Here is a 24,345-nt window from a genome sequence, read left to right as displayed (position 1 = left end):
GGCGCGGAGCGCCGTCGGCTGCATGCCGTGGTTAGGCGCCCTCCGGCAACTGACATCCAAAGATCTGACCGTAGCGCACGATAGGCTCATCAACGCGGGCCAAGCGCAGAGCATGCCAGGAGAGGACTTGGTTCGCCGTGAGAACCGGGCGCCCGAGGGCTTCTTCGAGAGCCTGGATCGCGCCGATCGCGCGCAACCCTCCCCCGCCAATGAATACCACCTCGGCCGTATCCGGCACGTGCGTGTATACCCATTCGTACACGTGGACCGGCTGCACACTCAGCTGGTCCCGTGATAAGCCTGCTGCAGCGGTACTGTAAACGACCTCGAGGCCCGCTCTCCGAAAGTAGTCGGCTCCCAACTGGTCGAGTTCCGCCGGGAACCACGGCGGATGGATCAACGCTAGCCGCCGCACCTGGAGCGCACGTAGCGCCAATGCGACTGACGGACACGGGATGACCACAGGGATGCCGTGCGTTCGCGTCTCCAAGCGCCTTTTCAGCGACGCGTCGCCATCTGGGCCAACGAGATAGCTGCTGCTTGTGAAAGCGTAGGCGATCACGCTCAACGGAGCAGCTGCAAGTAGTTCGGCGGCCTCATCGACGTGCGGTGGCTCGGCGAAGGCGCGGACTGCGTCAAGGCCGATCGGAGGCGGCTCTGACCCGCTGCGCCAGCCCAGCGGGACGCGGGCGGCATGAATCGAAACGCTTTCCGGCGCCATCGCCCGAAACTCACCCTCGGGCACGATATCGTTGTGCGGCGTGAGGAGCCCGACTCGGCCGCGCGACCCCCACCCGTCCGGCTGCCACATAGTAACCGCCTGTGTCACCTCAAAAGCGCCCAACGCTCAGTATCTTGAACTGCGTTATCTGACTGCGTAGTTCTGTATAGCACGACGAACGAGGCCGGCCGAGCTCCGTCGGCACCCGCGTTTCCGCGAATTTGCAGGGCACGCCATCGTTCCCTTGCCGTGATACACCGCGAGGCGCTGCACGATATCACCTGGGCCTCCGCGGCCAGCCCGATGTGTTTCCCGGCCTCTGGGCCGGGATTTCCGATATGGACCCATTTTCTCTTCCCTCTTACGCTGCTGAGTGAGCCGCGCGCCCTCCGAACCAGCCAGGAGCCTCGGGGGCCGCGTCTTGTCGCGGCAGTTGAGCCATGATCCCTCGCTGCGTTGACCCGTGATATCGGATACCCGGGCTCAGTTCTTCTTGAGGCGCACGTCCTCGAGGGGCGCCGACCAGGGGTAGGGATCGATCAGCATGAGCGCGGGCTCCGCGACACGCGGGCCGACACCGCTCGGCCAGATGTACTCGTAGATGGGCCCGAAGCGGACGCGCTCGTGGAGGAGCCGCTGGATCTGGTGCAGGATCGCCTCGCGCTTCTTCCGGTCGGTCTCGCGGGCCTGCTGCTTGTAGAGCGCGTCGATGTCGGGATAGCCGCCGTAGGCGAAGGCGCCGTCGCTCGGCACGAGCTCTGCCATACGCGAGGCGGCGTTGCCGTACACCGCGTTGATGCAGACGCACAGCCCGTGAAGCTTCTTCGAGGCCAGCGCCGAGTAGAAGGCCGCGCGCTCCATCGTCCGCAGCTTCGTCTTGATCCCGACAGTCCCGAGCATTCCCCCGATCGCCTCTGACATCGAGAAATAAGGAGGCCACGGGTACAGATCGCCGGCGTCGAAGCCGTTCGGGTAGCCCGCCTCGGCCAGGAGCTGTTTCGCCTTGGCGGGATCGTACGCGTAGGGTTCGAGGGGAAGCGCGAAGTCGAACTTTCTCGGCACGATGCTGCCGGTGAGCCGCGAGGCTCCGAGATTCTCCGCCTCGTTCAGCGCGCGGCTGTCGATGGCATGCATGGCGGCCAGCCGCACCCGCCGGTCGTGCCAGGGTGACTTGGGATCCCACTGGTCGAGGAAATCCACGTAGAAAGTCCCGATGCCTCCGGAGAAGGCGAGCTTGAGAACGGAATCGCGCTTCACATCCTGCGCCTGCGGGCCATCCAGGAGATACGCGAGATCCACCTCGCCCCTCTTCAGCATGGCCATCCGGGTGGTGGCCTCCGGGACGCTCTTGTAGACCAGCCGCTTCACCGAGGGGACTTTCCGCCAGTAGCCTTCGTACGCTTCCATGACAAGCTCGACGCCGGGCGTGTTGCTCACGAACTTGTAGGGCCCGAGGCCGATCGGGTGCTTCTTGAAGCCGTCGGCGCCGACCTGCTCGAAGTACTTCTTGGGCACGACCCAGCCCGCCCCGGTCGCCAGCGTGCCGTAGTAGGCCATGAAATCCGGAAAGGGCTCGTGCAGCTGAAAGCGGATCCGGTAGGGATCCACGATCGTGACGTCCCGGACTCTCTCCTGGAGGGTCTTGGCGCCTGCGCCCCTGGTCCGATGGAAGCTGAACTTCACGTCCTCGGCAGTGAAGGGATCACCGTTGTGGAACCGGAGGCCCTCGCGCAGCTTGAACTCGTAGACGCGCTGGTCCGCGCTCACCGTCCACGACTCGGCCAGGCTCGGCGTCAACTGGTTGCCGGGCATGGGCTTGACGAGCGCGTCGTGGAGCGCGTACAGGACCCAGAAGGGCGTGATCACGCCCACGACAGACTCGCCCGGGTCGAACCAGGCCGGCGCCAGCGTCACATACAGCGCCCAGCGCATCTCTCCCTCCGGCTTGGCTTGGGCCGACGCCGGGGCGACGGAGCCACCCGCGGGGAGCACGCACAGCAAGAGCAGACAAGACAGGGCGAGCGTCCGTTTACCTTTCATGTCCGAGCCTCCCTTTCATGGCGCCGCGGCGATCCTGCCAGATCGCGGCGGCCGCGTCAAACGCGAAGCTCGGCGGGTCCCCTTTTCTTCCATGGGCGGCCATGCTATAGGTTCCGGACGGTCCACCGCCGACCTCTCAAGCGGGCGCACATCTCACAGGAGGGCACGATGATCGGCGCTTCCCACTACCGCATCGGCGGCGATCGGCTCGCCGCGGGAGCTGGACACTTCGTGGCAGACGTTCGCGCGCCCGGCATGCTCCACGCGGCGGTGCTTCGCTCGCGCCACGCCCACGCCCGGCTGGTCGGGATCGACGCCAAGCGGGCGCTCGAGCTGCCCGGTGTCCGCGCCGTGCTCACGGTCGCCGACGTGCCCGAAGCCGCCGTCATCCCGAACCGCGTGGGAGCGCCGCCCGGAACCGAGCGCTATCTCCAGCCCGCGATCGCCCGCGGCGTCGTCCGGTACGTGGGCGAGCCGGTGGCCCTCGTCGTAGCCGATGATCGCTACGTCGCGGAGGACGCGCTCGAGCTGATCGACGTCGTCTACGATCCCCTGCCCGTCTGCGCAACCGTGGCGGGGGCGCTCGCGCCCGGCGCGCCGCTCCTCTTCCCCCGCACCGAGTCCAACAATGTCGCGGTGATCGCGATGCGGGTCGGCGACGTCGACGCGGCGCTCGCCGCGGCGGCCGTGGTCATCCGCGAGCGGTTCGTCTATCCCCGGCAGACCGCGGCGGCCCTCGAGACGCGGGGGCTCGTCGCCGTGCCGCCGGATCCCGCCGGCGGCGAGCTCCACCTCATCGGATCGACCAAGTGCATCCACATCAACCGGAGCATCCTGGCCCCGATCTTCGGGATCCCGCTCGGGGCCCTTCGCCTGACCGAGGTGGACGTGGGCGGCGGATTCGGCGTGCGCGGCGAGCTCTACCCGGAGGACATCCTGGTGCCGCTCGCGGCCATGAAGCTCGGCCGCCCCGTTCGGTGGATCGAGGAGCGCCGCGAGAGCCTGATGGCGACGAACCACGCGCGCCAGGTCGAGTACCAGGTCGAGATGGGCTTCGACGGAGCCGGGCGCATCCTCGGCCTGCGGGCCCTGATCTTTGCCGACATCGGCGCGTACGTGAGAACGGCGGCCCTGGTGCCCGCGGAATTCGGCGCCGCGCTCTTCCCGGGTCCGTATCGCGTGCCCAGCTATGCGTGCGATCTCTGGTCGGTCGTCACCAACAAGACGCCGGCGGGGACGCTCCGCTCCCCCGGGCGCCCCGAGTGCAACTTCGCCCGCGAGCGCCTGATGGACCTCGGGGCCGCCCGGCTCGGGCTCGATCCGGCGGAGATCCGGCGGCGCAACCTGATCCGCGCCGACGAGATGCCCTACGATTGCGGCACCAAGTCGTTCGGCGCGAACACCGTCTACGACTCGGGCGACTACCCGGCGCTCTTCGACGAGCTGCTGCGCCGCCTGGACTACGATCGGGCGCGCGCTACGCTGGCGGCGCACAACGCGCGGCCGGGGCCGCGGCGGGGGATCGGGCTCTGCGTATACGTGGAGAAGACCGGCCTCGGGCCGTTCGAGACCGCCCATCTCGAGGCACGGGCCGACGGGCGGTTCACCGTCGACACCGGCGCCTCGTCCATGGGGCCCGGGCTCGAGACGGTGCTCGCGCAGATCCTGGGCGAGACCCTCGGCGTGACAGCCGACCGCTTCGAGGTCCGCCACGCCGATACGTCCAACGTCGAGAGCGGCGTCGGCACGTACGGCTCGCGCGGCACGGTGACGGCGGGGAATGCCGTCGCCATGGCCGCGGCGAAGCTCGTCGACGAGGCGACGTCGAGGGCGGCCGTCAAGTGGGGCGTGCCGGAGGCCGAGGTCGGGTACGCCGCCGGAACGCTTGAGGCGCCCGGGCGACGCATGACGCTCGGCGAGCTGGCCGCCGAGCGACGGCTTGCCGTGGGCGCCTCGTTCAACGTGCCGAAAATCACGTATGCGGGCTGCGCGGTCGGGGTGATCGCCGACGTGGACATCGAGACCGGCGCCGTGCGCCTCGCGCGCGTCGTGATCGGCGCCGACGTCGGCCGCGCCGTCAACCCCGCCCTGGTCGACGCGCAGCTCGTCGGCGGCGTCGCCTTCGGCATCGGCAACACGCTGCACGAAACGCTCGAGTACGACGCCGGCGGGCAGCTTCTCTCGGGCACGCTCATGGACTACGCCCTGCCGTATGCGCAGGACGTCCCGCCCGTGGACGGCTTCTACCAGGAAGTCAGGGCGACGACGAACCCGCTCGGCCTCCGGGGCTTGGGCGAGTGCGGCAACCCGGGCCTGGGCGGCGCCATCGCCAACGCCGTCTGTGACGCGCTCCGCGACCGGGGAGTCGGCATCACGGTCCTTCCGCTGACTCCCGCGCTGGTGTTCGCCGCGATCCGGGACACGGTCGGCCCTTGACAGCCGATAGATAGTAGACGCTGGAGACCATGATGCCGGCCGAGCCAGAGAAAGACGCCCCCGCCCCCACCCCCGGCATCCCGGAGCGCGCCGTGCCGGCGAAACCGGATACGCGCGAGCCGGCCGCCCCTGCCCGCGTGCTCTCCATCCACGCGCATCCGGACGACCAGGAGTTCACCGTGGGCGGCACGCTGGCGAAGTGGGCGCGGGCAGGCAGCCATGTCGTCACGGTGTGCATCACCAGCGGCGGCGCCGGCTCCAACGAGCACACGCCGCCGGACATGACGCGGGAGGCGCTCGTGCCGATCCGCGAAGAGGAGCAGCGGCAGGCCTGCCGCGTGCTCGGCGTCTCCGAGGTGGTCTTCCTCGGCTACGAGGACGGCACGCTCGAGCCCTCGCTCGCGCTGCGGCGGGAGCTGACGCGGGTCATCCGCCGCCACCGTCCGGACGCGGTGGTGTGCGGCGATCCGACGGTGCGCTACTACGGCGCCATGTACATGAATCATCCGGACCATCGCGCCGCGTCCGACGCCGCCCTCGACGCCGTGTTCCCCTCGGCCGAGACGAGGCTCATCTTCCCGGAGCTTCTCGACGAGGGGCTCGCGCCGCACAAGGTCCGGGCGGTGTTCATCCACGGCTCGGAGTCGCCCGACACCTTCATCGACATCTCGGAGGTTCTCTCGGTCAAGCTCGCCGCCCTCAAGGAGCACCGCACCCAGATGGGCACGTGGGATCCGACCGAGATGATCACCGGGTGGGCGCGCATGCAGGGCGCCCCGCGGGAGCTGGAAGCGGCGGAGTCCTTCCGGCTCATGCGCCTCCACGAGCCGTGAGCCGCTCACCCCGCAGGCGGCTCAAAAAGGTCCAGATGCGAGGCGGCGCCCGACGGCCGCACGCGAGGCGTACTCCCCGTACGTTGAGCGTGTGGCCGAGGGCGTCAACGAAGCAGATGGGCCTTTTTCAGCCGCCTGCTAGAGAACGGCGGACTTCAGCGAGCGGCTCGACTTGAAGCGGGGCACGCGCGTGGCTGGGATCTTGATGGCCGTGCCCGTGCGCGGGTTCCGGCCGTTGCGCTCGGCGCGCTTGCTGACCATGAAGGTGCCGAAGCCGCCGATCGTGACGCGGCGGCCCCTCTTGAGCGCGTCGAAGACGCTCACGAAGAAGGCGTCCAGCGCCCGCTCGGCCGACACCTTGCTCCCGCCAGAGGCCTTGGCCATGGCGGACACCAGATCGGCTTTGGTCATGGCCCTCCCTCTCTACTCGAAAGCCCCGCGCGAAGTCAAGGTGGTTACCTGCTCCAGCACCCGGAAGAGGCTGTCGGCCGTGAACGGCTTCTCGAGCACCGGCACCTGCTCGGCCTCCAGGAACTGCCACGCCGACGGGTTGGCGGTATCCCCCGTCATGAAGACGAAGCGCTTCGCCAAAGCGGGCTGCTCGCGAACCACCGCGCGGTAGAAGTCCTCGCCGCTGCCGTCCGGCATCCGGATGTCCGTGAGCACGACGTCGAAGCGGGCCGCGCGCACGCGCTCGAGGGCCGAGCGCCCGGTGGAGGCAACCTCCACCTGCCAGCCCGTGTCCTTCAACAGCGCCATCACGAGGTCCACCATGCCGGGCTCGTCGTCCACGACGAGGGCGCGCCGGCCGAAGCCGTACACGCCGGCCTGGAGCGGCGAGACCGTCTGGCGCGCCGGCTCGGCCTGCGCGGCGGACGGCAGCTCGACGGTGAACACGGTGCGGCCGGGCACACTCTCGACGGTGAGCCGCCCGCCGTGCTGCTGGACGATGCCGTAGGACACGGAGAGCCCGAGCCCCGTCCCCTCGCCCACCTTCTTCGTCGTGAAGAAGGGCTCGAAGATGCGCGGCATGACCTCGGGCGCGATGCCGGAGCCGTTGTCCTCGAACTCGACCACCACCCACGACCGGCCGCTCTCCGTCCGCTCGCGGGCCCGGACGCGGATCGTGTCGCCCGCGCCGCCCGTCATGATGGCGTGCTCCGCGTTGAGCAGGAGATTCAGGAACACCTGCTGGAGCTGGTGCACGTCGCCTTCCGCGGGCGGCACGCCGGGGGCGTGGTCGAGCTCGAAGCGGATACCCGAGAGACGCAGCCGCGTCGCGCGCAGCGTCATGGTCTGCTCGATGACGGCCGGCAGGTCCACGGGGGCGCGCTCGGGCTTGCGCTGGCGCGAGAAGAGCAGCAGGCCCTGGACGATCTTCGCCATGCGCTCGCCCTGCGCCACCATCATCTCGAGGGGGCCGCGGACATCGGCGGGCAGCGGCTTGCCCTTCAGCAGCTGGCCGTAGCCGATGACGACGGACAGCGGATTGTTGAGCTCGTGGGCGACGCCCGAGACGAGCTGGCCGACGGCGGACAGCTTGCCCGCCTGCACCAGCTGCGCCTGCGTCTCCTGCAGCTGGCGGACGCGCGAGGCCAGCTCGTCGTAGAGGCGGCTGTGCTCGATGGCTAGCGCCGCGGGCGCCGCCAGCGTCGCCAGCCGGTCCAGGTCGTCGGGGACGAAGCGGCGCTCCTCCTTCCCGAGGTAGGCGACCGACAGCGCGCCGATGACTTCCCCGCGGATCATCAGCGGATAGGCGATCGTCGCCCCGAGCAGGTCGCGGCGCTCCGGCGTGAGCATGCGGCGCATGCGCCCCGACCACGAGGCGTAGTCGTTGACCAGCACGCCCTCGCGCTTCGCCGCCGCCAGCCCCAACGCCCCCTCGCCCATCGCGATGGACTGCCCGAGCTCTCCCGCGACGAGCCGGTGGCCCGCGCGAATGACCAGGCGATCCTCGCCTTCGGCCCGCAAGCCGACCAGGGCCAGGTCGGCGTCGAACATCTCCGCCGCGTTGCGGGCGATCAGGTTCAGCCGCTCCTCGAGGGTGAACGGCACGAGGATCTGTTCGACGACTTCGCGGATGCTTTCGACATGGCGCAGCCGCTGACGCGTCTGCTCGTACAGGCGCGCGTGGTCGAGCGCCAGCGCGGCCTGGTCCGCGAAGGTCTGGAGCAGCGCCGTCTCGACGTCCGTGAAGCGCCGGCCCGTCCGATCCGCGATGGAGAGCGCCCCGATGACCCGGCCCTCGACGCGGAGCGGCACGGTCAGGAACGCGCCGAGGCCGGAGGTTTCCGCCCGGCTGCGCATCTCCTCGGTCAGGAGGATGCGCGAGTCGTGCAGCACGTCGGCCGTCACGACCGGGAGCCCATCGGCCACAGCCCGGCCCGTGACGCCGTAGCCGGCCGGCACGACGTGGCCGTAGGGAGCGTGGACCCCGCCGGCCTGTCCCTGTGCGATCACCATCAGCGAGCCGTCGGGCTGGACGAGACGGAAGCCCGAGGAGCGGCCGCGGAGGACCGGCAGGACGCTGCCGACGATCCGCTGGGCGATGTCGCTGACGTCCAGGCTGCCCGTGAGCGTCTGGGCGACGCGCGCGATCTCCTCGGCTTCGTGCTGACGCCGCGTCGCCTCGCCGTAGAGCCGCGCGTTCTCCATCGCCAGCGCTGCCTGGTCCGCGAAGGCCTGCAGGAGCGCCGCGTCGGCGTCGGAGAATTCGCGGACGACGCCGGAGGCGATGAGCAGGACCCCGATCAACTCCCCCTTGGCGCGGAGCGGCACTGCCAGGAGCGCGCGCGTGCCGGACTGCTCGAGCCGCAACCTGAGGTCGTCGGTCAGCGCCAGCGCCGGGTCCGCGAAGATATCGCTTGTGGAGACGGCCCGCCCCTCGGCGATCACGCGGACCGCGAGGCCGATGCCGGGCTCGATCACGTGGCCGGGCTTGAAGTGGGCCGCCGCCGGGCCCGTCCAGGCGATGGCCTCGAGCGTCCCGTCGGGGCGCAGGAGGCGCAGGCCTGCCGAGTCCACCCCGAAGATGGGCAGGACGCTCTTCACGACCCGGTCGGCGACCTCGGAGATGTCGAGGCTCTCGGTGAGCATGCGGGCGCCGTCCGCCAGCTCCTCGGCCTCCCGGCGGCGGCGCGTCGCCTCGGCGAAGAGCCGCGCGTTGCGCACGGCCACGGCGGCCTGCGAGGCGAAGGACGTCAGGATCTCGCGGTCGTCCTCGGCCGGCAGGTCCTCGCGGGGCAGGTTGAGGGTCAGCACGCCGAGGAGATCGTCGCCCGACACGACCGGGACGCCGACGAAGGAAAAGAGCCCGTGCGCGGCCGCCCACTGCTGGGACTGGATGCGCGGGTCGCGCGTGACGTCCTCGATGAACAGAGCCTGCCGGTGGCTGGCAACCCAGCCCGTGCCCCCCTTGTCGAACGGCAGCGCCGACGGCAGATCGTCGGCGGAGATGGACGGGTCGGATGACCAGGCGCGGCGCACCAGACACCCGCGCGCGGCGTCCACCTCCCAGAAGACCACGTTGCGCGCGCCGGTCAGCTGGGCGAGGGCGAGCGTAATCTGCTTCAGGAGCGGCTCGAGGTCGAGCTGCTGCGAGAGCGCCGCGTTGACGTCGGCCAGCGCGCGAAGGCGCCGCTGGCGCGCGTCGAGCTCCATCTGGGCCTGCCGCCGCGCTTGCAGGGCGCGGTTGAAATGCTCGGCGAGCTCCGCCAGCTCGTCCCCCGTGGACACCGTGATGGGCGGCCCTTGCGCCGACTCGAGGTCGCGGGTGCCGCGGATGAGCGCGCGCACGGAGCCGTGCATCCGGTTGCCGATGAGCCAGGCGACCAGGAGCGCCACCATCGTGGCCGCGCCGAGGCCGAGCAGGTCACGCTTGAACCGACCGGCCGCGGGCGAGTAGGCGACGCGGCTCGGGACCGCGGCCATGACGAGCCACGCTGCCCTGTCCATTCCGGCCGCGCCGGCCAGGTGAGGCGCGCCGCTCGGCGAAGTCCACTCGGCCGTGCCGCTGGTCCGGCGGAGCAGCGGCCCCGCCTCGGGAACACCGCCCAGGTGGCGATCGAAGAACTTGTCCGGGCTGGCCGAGCGGGCCAGGACGGCGCCGCCGGGGGCCACGATGGCGACCGACTGCCCACGGCTGAGCGGCAGCGCGGTGAGATAGCGAGAGAGGGTCTCGAGGTCGATCCCGGCGCCGACGACCCCGACGATCCTGCCCCGGCGGTCCTGAACGGGGACCATCAGGAGCACCACCTGCCGCTGGTCCGTGGAACTCCTCTGCGGTGCCGTCACCTCCGGCTCGCCCCGCCGCAAGACCGCGTCGAGGACATCTCGGGCGATGAATGTCGCCTCGGGCACGCGCGGGCCGCTCGCGGCCAGCACGCGCCCGTCGACGCCGGCGGCGACGAAGCGATGCATGAAGGGGTGCTGCACCCGGACGCGGACGGCGAGGGCCTCGAGGTCGGAGTCCTGGATACGGTCGAGCGTCCGAAAACTGGCGAGCGCGAGGAGGCTCTCGGTCTCACCGCTCAACACCTCGTCGAGCTGGGCGGCGACGAGGCGTGCCACGTCGAGCTGGTTCTGGTGGGCCAGGCGGCGGCCCTCCGACAGATCGCTCCAAAACTTGAAGGCCGCGGCCGCCAAGAGCGGCAGCAACACGGCCAACACCAGGACCGCGAGCTTCGTCCGGATCGTCAGGCGCATGAGCGAGCCCGCTCTCGGGCCCTCGGCTAGTATAGCGCAGAGCCTGTCGTATAATGCCTGCATGCCGCGCGGTCTTTCGCTCGATCTGTCCGCCTTCGTCCTGATCGCGCTGGCCGTGGTGGCCACCGGCGTCGCCTACTGGAAGGACCCCGGCCTGCCCCTGCTCGGGGCGAAGAGCGGGCTCAGCATGGTCTGGTTCATCCTGCCGCGGCTCATCCCGGCCCTGATCCTGGCCGGGATGCTTCAGGTGATCATTCCCGAGGAGACCGTGGCGCGCTACTTCGGCCGGCAGTCCGGCATCGGCGCGATCCTCATGGCGTCGGCAGCCGGCGTGCTGACGCCCGGCGGCCCCATGGTCAGCGTGCCGCTCCTCGTGGTGCTCGCGAACTCCGGCATGGCGCTCGGCCCGCTCGTGGCCTACATGACGTCCTGGTCGCTCTTCGGCGTCCAGCGGATCATCGCCTGGGAGGCGCCGCTCATGGGGTGGCGCTTCGTCCTCGTGCGCACCATCCCGAGCCTGGCCTTCCCGGTGATCGCGGGCTGGCTGGTGAAGCTCTACTACCACGAGTAGCCGCGTGGCCTTCGACGATCTCCGCGAGTTCGTCGCCCACCTCGACAAGACCGGGCACCTCAAGCGCGTGCGCGCCCGCGTCTCCCGCGACCTCGAGATCGCCGAGATCGCGGACCGCGTCTCGAAGGGCCCGGCGGAGCGCAACCAGGCCCTGCTGTTCGAGAGCGTCGAGGGGTTCGACACGCCGGTGCTCATCAACGCTTTCGGCTCGCCGGATCGCATGGCGGCGGCGCTCGGCGTCGAGCACCTGAACGAGCTGTCGGCGCGGGTCGCGAAGCTCTTCGACATGAAGATGCCGGGCACGCTCGTCGACAAGCTCAAGAAGCTCGGCGACCTCTTCGACGTCGCGAAAGCCGGCCCCAAGCGCGTGCGCTCCGCGGCGTGCCAGGAGGTCGTCGAGACGGAGCGTCCGAGCCTGGCGACCCTGCCCGTGCTGCGCTGCTGGCCGGGGGACGCGGGGCGCTTCATCACGCTTCCGATGGTCTTTACGAAGGACCCTGTGAGCGGGGCGCGCAACGTGGGCATGTACCGGCTCCAGGTGTTCGACGATCGCACGCTCGGCATGCACTGGCAGATCCACAAGGGCTCGGCCGAGCACCAGCGGCTCGCGGAGGAGCGGAGCAAGCCGATGGACGTCGCCATCGCGCTGGGCGGCGACCCCGCCTCGATCTACTCCGCCTCGGCCCCGCTGCCTCCGGGCATAGACGAGATGGTCTTCGCGGGGTGGCTGCGCGGATCCGGCATCCCCATGGTGCAGGCCAAGACGGTGGACCTCGAGGTGCCCGCCGAGGCTGAGATCATCCTCGAGGGCACAGTGGATCCAGCCGAACGGAGGATCGAAGGGCCCTTCGGCGATCACACGGGCTACTACTCGCTGGCGCGGGACTACCCGGTCTTCCACTTGAAGGCCGTCACGCGCCGCAAGCAGCCGATCTATCCCACGACCATCGTGGGCCGGCCGCCGCAGGAGGACTACTGGCTCGGCAAAGCGACCGAGCGCATCTTCCTGCCCATCATCCGGCTCATGCTGCCCGAGGTCGTGGACATGAACATGCCCGCGGAGGGTGTCTTCCACAACCTCGTCATCGTCTCGATCAAGAAGCGGTATCCCGGCCAGGCGCGCAAGGTCATGTACGCCCTCTGGGGGCTCGGGCTCATGATGCTGGCCAAGAACATTCTCGTCGTCTCCGACCACGTCGACGTCCAGAACCTCTCCGAAGTCGCCTGGCGCGCCACGGGCAACGTGGACGCCAAGCGCGACATCGTCATCGTGGACGGGCCGATGGACGACCTCGACCACGCGGCGCTCCGCCACCGCTTCGGCGGCAAGATGGGCATCGACGCGACGGAAAAGACCGCGGACGACGGCATCGGCCAACCGTGGCCCGAGGAGATCGTCATGAGCGAGGAGATGCGCTCGCTCGTGACGAAGCGCTGGCAAGAATACGGCCTGTAGTGCCCAGCACGTTTCGCAACTTCCTGGACGCGATCAAGTTCGAACACACCGTCTTCGCCCTGCCCTTCGCCTACGTGGCGATGGTCCTGGCGGCGGACGGCTGGCCGGCTTGGCGCGTGGTGGTGTGGGTGACGCTGGCCATGACGGGTGCGCGGACGCTCGCGATGAGCGTCAACCGTCTGGCCGACCGGCTGGTCGACGCGGCCAATCCGCGCACCGCGCGGCGCCACCTGCCCACGGGGCTCCTGGCGCCCTGGCACATGCTGCTGGCGGCCGTCGCCTCCGGCGCGCTCCTCGCCCTCTCCGGGTGGATGCTCAACCCGCTCTGTCTCAAGCTGGCGCCCTGGGCCGCCCTCTTCCTGATCGGCTACTCCTACACCAAGCGCTTTACCTGGACGAGCCACTGGATCCTCGGGTTCACCGACGGCATCGCGGCCGCGGGAGGCTGGATCGCCGTGAGCGGGGTGTTCGCTCCGCCCACGTTCGTGCTCTGGTTCGCGCTGACGGTCTGGATCGCCGGCTTCGACCTGATCTACGCCTGCCAGGACGTGGACTTCGACAGGCGTGCCGGGCTCCATTCCTTCCCCGCGCGCTTCGGTATCGCCCCCGCGCTTCACGCCGCCAAGGTCTGCCACGTGCTGACGGTCGTCGCCTTCGGCGCGCTCGGCTGGACGATGGGGCTCGGCTGGCTCTACTGGGCGGGCGTGGTCGTCGTGGCGGGCCTGTTCGTCTACGAGCATTCGCTGGTCTCGCCGACGAATCTCTCGCGGCTCGACGTCGCCTTCTTCAACGTCAACGGGTATATCGCGCTGATCCTCTTCGCCGCCGTCCTGGGCGGGAGGCTCTTCTGAGCGTCGGACTCGGCGAGGGCCCGGGCAAGGCGCGCTTCGTCAGCGAGATGTTCTCGCGCATCGCGGGACGTTACGACCTGATGAACGGCCTGATGACCTTCGGCATGCACCACGCGTGGCGGCGGGCAGCCGCGCGCGAGACCATCCCCTCTCCCGACGGGCCGGGCCTGGACCTGGCGACGGGCACGGGCGACCTGGCGCTCGAGCTGGGCCAGATCCACCCTCACCGGACCATCGTGGGCGCGGACTTCGCCCACGGAATGCTGACGATCGCCGAGGAGAAGCGCCGCGCGGAGGACACGGGCAGCCGCATCCGGCTGGTCGAGGCCGACGCGCTCTCCCTGCCCTTCGAGGCGCGCACCTTCGCGTTCGTGACCTCGGCCTTCCTCCTGCGAAACCTCGCCGATCTCCGGCAAGGGCTCGCGGAGATGCGCCGCGTTTCGCGCCCCGGCGGCCGCGTCGTCGCGCTCGAGATCACGCAGGCCGACCTGCCCGGCTGGGCGCCCCTCTTCCGCGCCTACTTTCACCACGTCGTGCCGCGCGTGGGGGCGCTCGTGGGCGGCGACCGCGAGGCCTACACCTATCTCCCGCAGTCGGTGGACCGCTTCCTCACGCCGCCCGAGCTCTCCGCGCTCATGGAGGCAGTCGGCCTCCGCGGCGTCAAGTACCGCCGCCTCGGTCTCGGCACCGTCACCATCCACACCGGCATCGCGTGAGACGGGGTCAGGTTGACCCCCGACGTCGCGACCGCCGCGTCCAAGTTGCGCACGACGGCCGACGGCTCGACGATGTCTCCAAGCATCATGGGCACCTCCTACTCCTTGATCACCTGGCCATACGCTGGCTTCATCGTGAGACCGGTGCCGTCGGTGAAAATCTGCTTGACCTCGATGAAGTCGTTCAGCCCGTGGTAGCCAAGCTCCCGCCCCATGCCACTTTGCTTGTACCCTCCCCAGATACCCTCGACCGGCTGGGCGTAGTTGTCCCAGATCCAGATCGTCCCCGCGCGAATTCGGCGGGCCACCCGCATCGCGCGTGGGTAGTCGGCGCTCCAGACCCCGGCCACCAGCCCGAACTCCACCGCGTTTGCCAGGTCCACCGCCTCGCTTTCATCCCTGAAGGTGGTCACCGTCACCACCGGGCCAAAAATCTCCTCCTGGCCGAGCTTGGACGCATTATCGACTCGATCGAAGATGGTGGGCTCCACGTAATAGCCGTGGTCGTAGGCGTCACCGGAGAGCTTGTGGCCGCCGGTGACCAGATCGAATCCCGCGTCCAGTCCGAGCTTGATGTAACCCTGGACCACGCGCTCCTGGCTGCCGGAGATCAGCGGCCCCATGTCGGTGGACTGTCTGGATGGATGCCCGACTTCGATCTTCCGGGTCAACTCCACCACGCGGGCAAGGAGCCGGTCGTGGATCCCATCCTGGACGAGCAGCCGAGTCGTGGCGCCACAGGCCTGGCCTGCATTGCGGAACATCCCGAGGACGGCGGCGCGGGCGGCAGCTTCCACGTCGGCGTCGTCGAAGATCAGGTAAGGGGCTTTGCCCCCCAGTTCCAGGCTGATCCGCTTCACCTCGATAGCCGCCTGGGCCGCAATCGCCTTGCCGGTGCCTGTTTCGCCGGTGAATGAGATCTTGTCCACCTTCTTGTTGACGATGATCTCCGAGCCGACGACATGCCCGGGCCCCGGGACCAGGTTCAGCACACCTTTGGGTAGCCCGGTCTGGAGCATCAGCTTCACCAATTCGTAGCCAGCCGCCGGGGTATAACTCGCCGGCTTGATTACGACGGTGCACCCGGCGGCAAGGGCCGGGGCCACTTTCCTGGCGGTCTGAGTCAAAGGGAAGTTCCAGGGGGTTATCAAACCCACCACGCCCACCGGTTCCTTGACCACGTTGATCATGGAGCCACTGGGCAGGGTGAAACTTTCTCCGTAGATCTTGCCCGCCAGCCCGGCATAAAACTCGAAGATGTCGGCCGCGGCCGCGACGTGGGGCACCGCCTGCCGTATCGGCATGCCCACTTCCAGGCTCACCACCCGTGCCAGCCGGTCAGCGTTGTCGCGGATCAGGCGAGCCGTGCGAAACAACACCTGCTCTCTGAGCTTGTAGTTGTAAATCCAGTTGCCGACATTGCTGTCGAAGGCGACGCGGGCGGCGTCAATGGCGGCGCGCGCGTCCTCCGGCGTCCCCTGCTCGGCGATGGTGGCTAGCTGGCGGATGTCTGCTGGGTTCTCTCTCTTGAATTGCTGGCCGTTCGCGGCCTTGCCCTCTTCACCGTTGATGACCAGTGGACAGTACAGTGGCAACCGAACAGAGTCATCGTCTGCGGCCATGGGTCGCTCCTTGAGTCGGTCGTGCTCGGCGCGTCCGCGGGCGTCTTTCAGCCTTGTCGCAGGGGAGATGGACTCCCCTCCCGTCTCGCGCCGATCCTGCCAGAGCGCGTCCGAAAGGTCAAACCGGAGCCTCGAAGCTGCTGTTGGTCTATGAACATGTCACCCCGTAACTGTTCCGTGAAAGTGTCACCCGATGAAGACATGGGAGACACTCACGATGAGTCAGAAGGAAACCCCGCGGATCGGGTTGCTCAAGGCCTTGGTGGCGAGGCGGGTGACGGGACGCGAGGTCGCACGCTCCAACAGCGGTACTGCGTGTCAGGCTGCGAGGCCAGGCTTTCCACAGCACGGCGAAGCCCCTGCGTCAGGGGGAACTCGGCCACTCACGCACGGGTCCAGCGATAGCCCAGTCCGTAGAGGCAAAACTCGCCATGAACGCGGCTACAAATTGAGCCTCTGGCTGCTGGGGTATAACCGTGAGGATCACCCTGACCGGAGCGGGCTCTGCCAGGGTGCTGACTCGATTGGCAAACTCGCGGTCCTTCGTGAAGAAGAGATCGTAGGCTGAGGCAACCTCCCCGTAGAGCCGACCGTTGTCCAGACCCTTCAGGCGAAGCGACGCGACTGAGTCGACCGTGTGCCCAAGGAGTCTGAGCGGTTCGACGAGACCCTCGGGGAGGTTCTCATCGAGAAGTACTCTCACGAGATGGTGAGTTCTTTCGACTGGGCCAGCTCCTCCAGGGCTCCCCGCACCGCCTCTTCGGTCAGCGTCGGATACGCGCGCACGATCTCCGGGATCGTCATGCCAGCGGCGAGCGACTCGAGAAGGAACGCGATCGATATGCGGGTGCCGTCAACGCGGGGCTTGCCCCCAAGGTGTTCCGGATCGGCCACGATCCACTTCATAGTGTAGTTCCCTCCTCTGTCCGCCTGACCCTATCTTACTGCTTGATGAGGGGTTGGAGATAGGGCCTGCGGCGGTGATCGACGAGGAACCGATAGCCGTCGGATGGATGCCGTCTGGGTGCCGGCCGGCGACCGCGCGGGTCTGGAGCGCCTCTGCCGCTTATGCGGAGCTCCGCATAAGCGGCACTATGCGGCCCTCCGGGACCATTTCGTCGTCCCCTTCATGGGTTGACCGCGTCGGGGCTCCGCATAACCGTGGAGGCGCGCAGCGCGGCACGCCGCGGCGCGCGGCCCACTGCCCAGGTGGTCGGCGGCTTGCCGGTACGAGCCGCTCGTCTCGGACGAGTAGCCCTTGGCACACATGGACTCCGCAAACCCGTCGAGAAACGGCCCCGCAGGTCCGCTGTGGAGACGGTGGAGGGTGAGGGGGTTCTTGAAGCAGCGCTCGAGCATGGTGTCCTCCTTGGGCCGAAGCCCGGTGAATGGGGACCCCAGCGTGCCCGAATTATGCGGACCGGGTCATACCCTCCGAGGTGACCGAAGCCGCGGCATTCTCAGCGTTCCTCCCGACCACGTAGGCGCCTGGTCCGCATAACTCCCCGCTCCGCATACTGCCTGCTTCGCCCGCCGCTGGCCCAGGAGCGGCTGCGACGCCGCGCCGATGGGTGCGTGCTGGTCGAGCTGCGGAAGGCGTGGCGGATGGCACGACGCATCTGCTGTTCGAGCCCGTCGAGTTCCTGGAGAAGCTGGCCGCGCTGACGCCGCGGCCCGAGGTGCACGTGCTCCTCTCCCACGGGGTCCTGACGCCGCATGCTCGCTGGCGCCGGCAGATCGTCGGTTTTCGCAGGTCGCCGGCGAGCGAGGAGGCGGCCGCCCGGCGGGTTGAGCGCGGAGCATCACGCTGCCCGCGCTCCTGGGCCTGGGCCACCCTGATGCGCCGGGCCTTCGGGATCGACGTGCTCGCGTGCCCACGCTGCGGCGCATCGCCACGGTGGAGGACCCGGCCGTGGTGGGCACGATCCTCGCGCACCTGGGCCGGCTCCACCCGGCGGACTATCCGGGGGCGGCCCCGCCGTCGGCCGACCTGCGCGCTGCAGCCACCTCCCGCCAGTAATCCCTCCCCGCCTCGGGGTGGGACTCTGCCCCTGCAGGACGCGTCTTGACTGCCCCGCGGGCGCCGGCGCAAGATCGCCGTTGATGACTGGCCCGGCTGCAGGATCACCGATGCGCTCCGCGTGGCTCTCTCGGCGCCAGCCACCCCGCCGTCGGTGCCCGCCGGCCCTGGCCCGGTCTGATCATGGCCTTTATGTTGCCTACGCTCTCCTACGGAAGACCGCTGAGGCATGAACGCAGACATATCGGCGTCGATTCACCGAACACGACGACTAGGTCCGGCGCGTCTCATGACTGGCAAGGAGCGGCGCTGGATCAACCCGAACAAAGGCTTGGTGAAGATATTGGAGCGCAACCTGGACATAATCGTGTCGCGCTTCTTGTATCCTCATATGAGCCGAGTGTGGAATCCGTACAGCTGGTTGCTCGAGAGGCGCTTCGTTTTGACCGAAACGTCGGTCTCACCGGCCGGCTGGCCACGAGAGCTCCATCCGCTTCGGGTGTTGCTGATCTCAGATATCCATACCGGCATATTTCTCAAACCACAGACGCTGGCCGACCTCATTCTGTCGTTGATGGAGCTCAAGCCTGACCTCGTGACGATCGTAGGAGACATCGTGACAGGCCATTCGAATGAGGTGCGCCCGTTTCTCGATGCCTTGGCGCCGCTGTCGCGGGCGCCGCTCGGCGCCTGGTATGCCTACGGTAACCATGACTATTTTGGCGGAGACCCGGAAGAACTTCGCAAAGACCTGAGCTCCATCGGCATCACGACGTTGAAGAACGAATCCGTGGCGCTCGCGCATGGCCAGGGACGGTGTTTCCTCGGCGCCATCGACGATCTCATCTTCGGCAGGCCCGACTGGCAGCGTCTGGTCTCCCAACACGGCGCACCTCATCTGCTCCTAGCCCACAATCCTGATCACTTTTACGAGGCCGAAGGCCACGGAGTGCCCCTAACCCTCTCAGGCCACACTCATGGCGGCCAGATCCGCTTCCCAAACGGACCACCAATTATCCGCCACAGCCAGTTCTGCCTCGATGAAGGACTCTTTTCATTCCGTTCTTCGCTCCTCGTGGTGACGCGCGGGTTGGGGAGTGTCGGGCTCCCCTGGCGCTGGGGCGCCGACCCAGAAGCGATTCTGATCGAGGTCCTGCCACGGGAATAGTGCGGGCTGTGCCAAGGCGAGAGCCTGTGCCACGATCACGCGAGGACCGCGCGTGCCGTTGGGCTTCACGGTGGTTGCTCGAGCCACCTGCAGAGACGGAGCCTGTAACTGCGACGGTTGATCATCCTGATATCCGTGGGTTGGGTACCACCGTACTTGTGTCCGTCGCGGCGCCTGCTTCGCTCTATGGGTGAGGATCGTAGCCTCCTAACGCCGTCGAAGATTATGCCGATCCTGTGACAAGGCAGACCCCGGGGGGAAGACCCTCGGGCGAGGCGGGCCATGACTGAGAATGGCCTTTATGTCGCCTTCTATGAAGCGGCTGGCCGTGTCAACTCCTCATGTCCCTCCTCCATGCCCTGCCGTGTTCTTGCCGCTGTGCATCGCGCACGCGCCGCGTCCGGTCTCGCGAGGTTTCGTCATCCTTCTATTCGCGCTCTTCAGGGGCGAGCGATTGTGCTCGCCGGCGCACGAGGGGATTCGAAGGGTGGGGGCGCCATCTATGCGACGGCCCTCGAGGGCGGCCAAGGCGACACTCGCGCTCACCCACCCGTCGAACCTGCGAGAGACCGGGACAGTCACGCGCGCTACTCCAATCCTTTAGACTGGGAGCGTGGCCGTGACCACGCGTCGGGGCGAGCGTTGGGAGTCGAACGTCGTGCCGTCCCGGAGGAGCGCATAGAGGATGCCGGCCACCCGGCGGGCGAGGGCCACGACGGCGATGTGCTTGCCGCGCCGCGCCGCAATGTGCAGGGCCCACGCGTGGAGGGCCTCCGCCTCCGGCGGCCGGCGCCGCAGGATGGAGACGGCGACTTGCACCAGGAGCCAGCGCATGCGGGGAGGCCCCGCCTTGGTGATGTGGCCGCGGTGCTGGCTCTCACCGGAGCTGTACTCACGCGGCACCAGGCCGAGGTAGGCTTCAACCTGGTGCGCGTGGCGGAAGCGCTGGGCGTCATCGAGGGTCGCGACGAAGGCGGCGGCGGTCACGGGCCCGACGCTGGGGACGGTGCGCAGGCGCTGGACGCGCGCATCGTGCGCGGTCACGCGCGCGATCGTCTCGTCGGAGTACGCGAGCTGGGCGTTGAGGTGCCGCATGACGGCCAGCAGCGGCGCGATGGTGGAGACCAGGCGGCCGGGCAGGGGCATGGCGCGCACCCGGTGCAGGAAACCCTCGGCGCTGCCCGAGGGCACGCGGTAGCCCTGCTGGCGGAGGAGCGCGCGGATGAGGGAGATGTATCGGCTGCGGGTGCGCACGACCGCGTCACGGACGGTGAGGCGGCCGCGCACGTGGCGCTGGGGATCGGAGAGCCGATGCGCCCGGCGGTAGGCGCCGAGCAGGCAGACCTCCGCCAGGGCGCGGGCGTCCCGCCGGTCGGTCTTCACCTTCCGCGTGCGCGTGGCATACATGGGCGCGAAGTTGGGATCGGCGACGATGACCTCGTGGCCCAACCCCTCCAGGCAGCGGGCCACCCATTCACTCTCGGTCGAGGCCTCGATCACGATCCGCGCCCGGGGCCGCTCGCCGAGCACCGCTGCGAACCGCTCGGGCTCGGTGCGGATCCGCTGCTCGATCAGCTCGCCCCCCTCGGCCAGGGTACAGAACTGGCTGTCCTTCTTGTGGACGTCGATGCCAATATGGTCCATGGCTGGCCTCTCCTCCCTGCGGCGTTGACCGCGTGAGTGCTCGTGTGGGGCAGCTATGCCACCACGTCAAGCGAGAGGCCAGCCGCTTCATCCTATCTACGCTCCGTGGACACCGCCCGGGTGGACGTTGAATTCCAGACGCGTGTACGCATCGATGCCGTGCTGCAGGTCAAGGACGCAGATCATGACGGGTCGATGCGGGTCAGCTTGGTGGCTCCAGTCAGACCGCATCCTCACTCGGGGACGCTAGCCGCAGGCGCCGCCGAGCAGCCCGCTCTTCATCTCTGGATTCGGCGGATCGCCACCCAGCCAGATCGAGAGGAACGCCTTCGCGAAATCATCGCCTTTGATCGTGCCCTTCACCGTCCCGGTCACATCGACTTGGATACCGGCACCCGGCTTATGAATGAAGGTCAGCCGTTGGCCCGCTTTCACGTCGACCATCCAGCCATTCAGCGTCGTGATGCGCTCCCTCAGGGCAGGCAACTGCTCCTTGGCATTTTTTGCGAAGCCTTCGTCCCAGGCCTTCCTGAGGTCGTCGGCGCCCACGTTGCGCACGAATTGGAGGATCAGCTCACTCGGAGCTCCGGATCCGAGGATGGCGGCCGGATCGCTCGACGGTTTGGCCACATAGAGCGCGGCGACGTAGACATTGACCTTGAACATCGTCGCCTGGCGTAAGCCAAGGCCGTTGAGCGTCAGATTGCCGCCTTCGACCTGGGCCTGCTCCGGGAAGTTGATACCCTTGCATTCCTTGCCATGCGCAACACCGACCCCCAGCACAGCCATCACGCATGACAACAGCAGAGTCCGTCTCATATGTGTCCCCATTGACTGGAAGATGAGGAAAGGCCCCGGGAGGGAGTCCCGGGGCCTTGGTGAGTTCAGCGCGCGGTCAGGCGCGGGTTACCACTCGGGGCTGGAGTACTCGTCGAAGACGCGGCGGACGACACGGATTTCATTCGCCTTGCCGTCCTTGTGCTCGAGCATGATGATGTCGCCCGGGTTGATCTCGTCGAGGTCCCGGGTGCGACCCTCGTCCGTGACGATCTCGGCCTCCCCGCAGGCGAAGTCCGTGCACAATGCGGCTTCGCTCTTGATGCGCAGGCGGCCCGCGGTCTTGTCCACCGCGACGACGCTGTAGCGGTCGTGCTTGAGCGAGTCGGTCAGGCTCATAGCCATAGGAGGGGCCCCCTTTCGAATTCGTACCATTAGATAGCAGAGGTGCCCAGGGGCCGCAAGGCGTTTCTCATGCTAGGATTTCCAGTGGCCTATGGACCTCACCACCAGCTACGTCTTTGACGCAGCGCACCGTATTGCCGGGCACCCGGGCAAGTGCGCGTGGCTCCATGGCCACACCTATCACCTCGAAGTGACGGTCAGCAGCCCGACGCTGAACCCGCTCGGCATGGTCATGGACTTCGACGACCTGCGTGACGCGGTGCGAAAGGCCGTCCTCGATCTCTGGGACCACTCGACCCTCCTGGCCGCCGACGACCCGCTCGGTCCGGCCATCTCAGCCGTCCAGCGCGAGGCGCCCGACCGGGTGGTCCTGCTCCCCGGCCAGCCCACGGCCGAGGTGCTGACGCGCGAGGCGTGGACACGGCTCGAGCCTCAGCTGCCCGCGGGCATCGCGCTCGAGCGCGTCGCCATCCGCGAGACGCCCAGCTGCGGCAGCGCCATGTCGCGGCCGCAGGCGTGACCAGCCGAAACCTGGCCGGGCGCGTCGCCGAGGTCTTCTATTCGATCCAGGGCGAGGGCGTCACGGCCGGTCTGCCGGCCGTCTTCGTGCGACTCCAGGGCTGCTCGGTGGGCTGCGCCTGGTGCGACACGAAGTACTCCTGGGACCCCGAGGCCGGGAGCGCCGTCGAGCTCGACACGCTCGTGGAGGAAGTTTCGGCTTATCCCTGCCGCCGTGCCGTCGTGACCGGCGGTGAACCGCTCGAATCAGCGCTGTTCGTTCCCCTGCTGCGGGCACTCGGCAGCCTGGGCTTCTCCATCGAGGTCGAGACTTCGGGCATCCTGCCGCCGCCACCCAGCGTCGACCGGGCCATCCAGTGGAACGTCTCGCTCAAGCTTGCCGGCTCGGGGGTGGACGAGGCGCGCCGACTGAGCCCCGAAGCCATCCGGAGCTTCCTCGCGAGGGATGCCTGGTGGAAGTTCGTGGTCACGAATGACTCCGACGTGAGTGAGGTGCTCCAGCTGGCCGAGCGCTTCGCCCTGCCACGCCCCCGCATCCTCCTCCAGCCGGAAGGCGCCCGTCGCGAAGATCTCCTCGAGCGCTCGCCCGGGGTCGTCGAAGCCTGTAAGCGCCACGGCTTCGGCTTCTCGCCCCGTCTGCACGTGCTGCTCTGGGGCGCCAAGCGGGGCGTCTGATGACAGGGCGCGCGGTCGTCCTCCTCTCCGGCGGGCTCGACTCGGCGGCGACGCTCGCCGTCGCGCGCGAAGAAGGGTACGAGTGCTTCGCTCTCTCCTTCGACTACGGCCAGCGCCACGCCCGCGAGCTGGAATCGGCGAAGCAGGTCGCGGCGTCTCTCGGCGCCGTCACGCACCTCACGCTCCGCCTCGATCTCCGCGCCATCGGCGGCTCGGCGCTGACCGGCGACATCGAAGTGCCAAAGGGCAGGAGCCACGAGGCCATCGGCGCCGGCATTCCGGTCACCTACGTGCCCGCGCGCAACACCATCTTCCTCAGCCACGCGCTCGCCTGGGCCGAGACGCTCGGTTCCCAGGACATCTTCATCGGGGTCAATTTTTTGGACTACTCCGGATATCCCGATTGCCGGCCCGAGTTCGTCGAGGCCTTCGAGCGGCTGGCCAATCTCGCCACCCAGGCGGGCGTCGAGGGCACGAGCCGCTTCCGCGTGCACACGCCGCTGATCACGCTCTCCAAGGCCCAGATCGTCGCCCGCGCGTTCGAGCTCGGGGTGAATCTCTCACTGACGTGGTCGTGCTACGAGCCCGAGCCGGACGGCCGAGCCTGCGGCCTCTGCGACTCGTGCCTCCTGCGCAAGAAGGGCTTCGCCGAGGCGCGAATCGCCGATCCGGTTCCCTCGGCGCACTGATCCCACTGCCGTGAGCGACTGGCACGCTGCCGTCCGAGCCTTCCCCAGAGAGCGCACCTGGCTCCTGCCCGCGCTCCACGCCGTCCAGCACGAGCTGCGCTGGATCCCGGCCGATGCGCTGGGAGAGATCGCCTCGCATCTGCGCGTGCCGCTGTCCGAGGCGTACGGCGTCGCCACGCACTACCCTGAATTCCGGCTGGCCGAGCCGGCCAAGCGGATCGTGCGAGTCTGCACGGGGGTGTCGTGCAGGATCCGGGGCGGGCTCGATCTGCTGAAAGCGATGGACGCCGTCGCGGACCCCGACGTCACGCTCGAGCCCTACGACTGCGCCTTCAACTGCTCGGTGGCGCCGGTGGTCGAGGTGGATGGCGCCTGTCACGGGCGCGTGGGCGTCGGCGACGTGGAGCGAGTGCTCAACACTCCCCCTCACCCTGCCCTCTCCCCCTTCGGGGGCGAGGGTTCTGCAAGACCCCCTCTCCCCTCCGGGGGCGAGGGTTC

General features: G+C 68.5%; 21 protein-coding genes. 11 read left to right on the top strand and 10 right to left on the bottom strand.

Annotated features, from left to right (window positions below):
- Positions 1–31: 31 nt before the first annotated feature.
- The gene (locus tag Q7W02_00770) at positions 32–811 is read right to left on the bottom strand and encodes a maleate cis-trans isomerase (GenBank protein ID MDO8474723.1); all 780 of its coding nucleotides are present in this window, start codon (positions 809–811) and stop codon (positions 32–34) included.
- Positions 812–1,204: 393 nt separating this feature from the next.
- On the bottom strand, positions 1,205–2,761 hold the full coding sequence (locus Q7W02_00765; GenBank protein ID MDO8474722.1) for an ABC transporter substrate-binding protein: 1,557 nt from the start codon (positions 2,759–2,761) through the stop codon (positions 1,205–1,207).
- Between the two features lie 168 nt (positions 2,762–2,929).
- On the opposite strand from Q7W02_00765, the gene Q7W02_00760 reads away from it, so the two are divergent.
- Both Q7W02_00760 and Q7W02_00755 read left to right on the top strand, forming a co-directional pair.
- Positions 2,930–5,197 (top strand): xanthine dehydrogenase family protein molybdopterin-binding subunit, encoded by a 2,268-nt coding sequence (locus Q7W02_00760; GenBank protein ID MDO8474721.1) that lies wholly within the window; start codon positions 2,930–2,932, stop codon positions 5,195–5,197.
- A 29-nt stretch (positions 5,198–5,226) separates the two neighbouring features.
- Entirely contained in the window at positions 5,227–6,030 is an 804-nt protein-coding gene (locus tag Q7W02_00755) for a PIG-L deacetylase family protein (protein ID MDO8474720.1), read from the top strand.
- A 138-nt stretch (positions 6,031–6,168) separates the two neighbouring features.
- Here Q7W02_00755 and Q7W02_00750 read toward each other — a convergent pair whose 3' ends face one another.
- Together Q7W02_00750 and Q7W02_00745 are read right to left on the bottom strand one after the other, a co-directional pair.
- The gene (locus Q7W02_00750; GenBank protein ID MDO8474719.1) at positions 6,169–6,441 is read right to left on the bottom strand and encodes an HU family DNA-binding protein; all 273 of its coding nucleotides are present in this window, start codon (positions 6,439–6,441) and stop codon (positions 6,169–6,171) included.
- Between the two features lie 12 nt (positions 6,442–6,453).
- Positions 6,454–10,734, bottom strand: coding sequence for a GAF domain-containing protein (locus Q7W02_00745; protein MDO8474718.1), 4,281 nt, complete (start codon positions 10,732–10,734; stop codon positions 6,454–6,456).
- Between the two features lie 61 nt (positions 10,735–10,795).
- Here Q7W02_00745 and Q7W02_00740 point away from each other — a divergent pair, with 61 nt between their 5' ends.
- From Q7W02_00740 to Q7W02_00725, 4 genes are read left to right on the top strand one after another with little or no spacing between them, the layout of a single operon-like run.
- Positions 10,796–11,305, top strand: a complete 510-nt coding sequence (locus Q7W02_00740) for a permease (GenBank protein ID MDO8474717.1) — start codon at positions 10,796–10,798, stop codon at positions 11,303–11,305.
- 4 nt (positions 11,306–11,309) lie between these two features.
- Entirely contained in the window at positions 11,310–12,761 is a 1,452-nt protein-coding gene (locus tag Q7W02_00735) for a menaquinone biosynthesis decarboxylase (protein MDO8474716.1), read from the top strand.
- Entirely contained in the window at positions 12,761–13,612 is an 852-nt protein-coding gene (locus tag Q7W02_00730; protein MDO8474715.1) for a UbiA-like polyprenyltransferase, read from the top strand. The genes Q7W02_00735 and Q7W02_00730 overlap by 1 nt, the downstream gene beginning before the upstream one ends.
- A gap of 47 nt (positions 13,613–13,659) precedes the next feature.
- A complete protein-coding gene (locus Q7W02_00725; protein ID MDO8474714.1) occupies positions 13,660–14,328 on the top strand; it encodes a ubiquinone/menaquinone biosynthesis methyltransferase in 669 nt (222 codons plus the stop codon).
- A gap of 98 nt (positions 14,329–14,426) precedes the next feature.
- Here the strand turns inward: Q7W02_00725 and Q7W02_00720 are convergent, their stop codons facing one another.
- From Q7W02_00720 to Q7W02_00710, 3 genes are all read right to left on the bottom strand, one after another.
- Positions 14,427–15,950, bottom strand: a complete 1,524-nt coding sequence (locus Q7W02_00720) for an aldehyde dehydrogenase family protein (GenBank protein ID MDO8474713.1) — start codon at positions 15,948–15,950, stop codon at positions 14,427–14,429.
- A gap of 364 nt (positions 15,951–16,314) precedes the next feature.
- The gene (locus tag Q7W02_00715; protein MDO8474712.1) at positions 16,315–16,653 is read right to left on the bottom strand and encodes a DUF5615 family PIN-like protein; all 339 of its coding nucleotides are present in this window, start codon (positions 16,651–16,653) and stop codon (positions 16,315–16,317) included.
- Positions 16,650–16,856, bottom strand: a complete 207-nt coding sequence (locus Q7W02_00710) for a DUF433 domain-containing protein (protein MDO8474711.1) — start codon at positions 16,854–16,856, stop codon at positions 16,650–16,652. The genes Q7W02_00715 and Q7W02_00710 overlap by 4 nt, the downstream gene beginning before the upstream one ends.
- Positions 16,857–17,820: 964 nt before the next feature.
- Here Q7W02_00710 and Q7W02_00705 point away from each other — a divergent pair.
- Both Q7W02_00705 and Q7W02_00700 read left to right on the top strand, forming a co-directional pair.
- Entirely contained in the window at positions 17,821–17,970 is a 150-nt protein-coding gene (locus Q7W02_00705; GenBank protein ID MDO8474710.1) for a hypothetical protein, read from the top strand.
- 289 nt (positions 17,971–18,259) lie between these two features.
- Positions 18,260–19,138 carry a metallophosphoesterase family protein gene (locus tag Q7W02_00700; GenBank protein ID MDO8474709.1) on the top strand — a complete coding sequence of 293 codons (879 nt, stop codon included), beginning with the start codon at positions 18,260–18,262 and terminating at the stop codon, positions 19,136–19,138.
- Positions 19,139–19,738: 600 nt separating this feature from the next.
- Here the strand turns inward: Q7W02_00700 and Q7W02_00695 are convergent.
- The 3 genes from Q7W02_00695 to Q7W02_00685 form a co-directional block, all read right to left on the bottom strand.
- Entirely contained in the window at positions 19,739–20,782 is a 1,044-nt protein-coding gene (locus Q7W02_00695; protein ID MDO8474708.1) for an IS110 family transposase, read from the bottom strand.
- Positions 20,783–21,028: 246 nt separating this feature from the next.
- Positions 21,029–21,571 (bottom strand): chalcone isomerase family protein, encoded by a 543-nt coding sequence (locus Q7W02_00690; GenBank protein MDO8474707.1) that lies wholly within the window; start codon positions 21,569–21,571, stop codon positions 21,029–21,031.
- 117 nt (positions 21,572–21,688) lie between these two features.
- Complete coding sequence (locus Q7W02_00685) at positions 21,689–21,964, bottom strand: hypothetical protein (GenBank protein MDO8474706.1); 276 nt, start codon at positions 21,962–21,964, stop codon at positions 21,689–21,691.
- A 91-nt stretch (positions 21,965–22,055) separates the two neighbouring features.
- Between Q7W02_00685 and Q7W02_00680 the strand changes: the two genes are divergently transcribed.
- Genes Q7W02_00680 through queC form a run of 3 tightly spaced genes read left to right on the top strand, consistent with a single transcriptional unit; the run spans position 22,056 to position 23,847 of the window.
- Positions 22,056–22,484 (top strand): 6-carboxytetrahydropterin synthase, encoded by a 429-nt coding sequence (locus Q7W02_00680; GenBank protein MDO8474705.1) that lies wholly within the window; start codon positions 22,056–22,058, stop codon positions 22,482–22,484.
- Complete coding sequence (locus Q7W02_00675) at positions 22,481–23,158, top strand: 7-carboxy-7-deazaguanine synthase QueE (protein ID MDO8474704.1); 678 nt, start codon at positions 22,481–22,483, stop codon at positions 23,156–23,158. Before Q7W02_00680 ends, Q7W02_00675 begins: the two co-directional genes overlap by 4 nt.
- A complete protein-coding gene (queC, locus tag Q7W02_00670) occupies positions 23,158–23,847 on the top strand; it encodes a 7-cyano-7-deazaguanine synthase QueC (GenBank protein MDO8474703.1) in 690 nt (229 codons plus the stop codon). The genes Q7W02_00675 and queC overlap by 1 nt, the downstream gene beginning before the upstream one ends.
- Positions 23,848–24,345: the final 498 nt, after the last annotated feature.

The organism is Candidatus Rokuibacteriota bacterium, assembly GCA_030647435.1.
Lineage (GTDB): Bacteria > Methylomirabilota > Methylomirabilia > Rokubacteriales > CSP1-6 > AR37.
The sequence above is the reverse complement of the archived record's forward strand: the minus strand, read 5'-3'. Positions and strand labels throughout refer to the sequence as shown.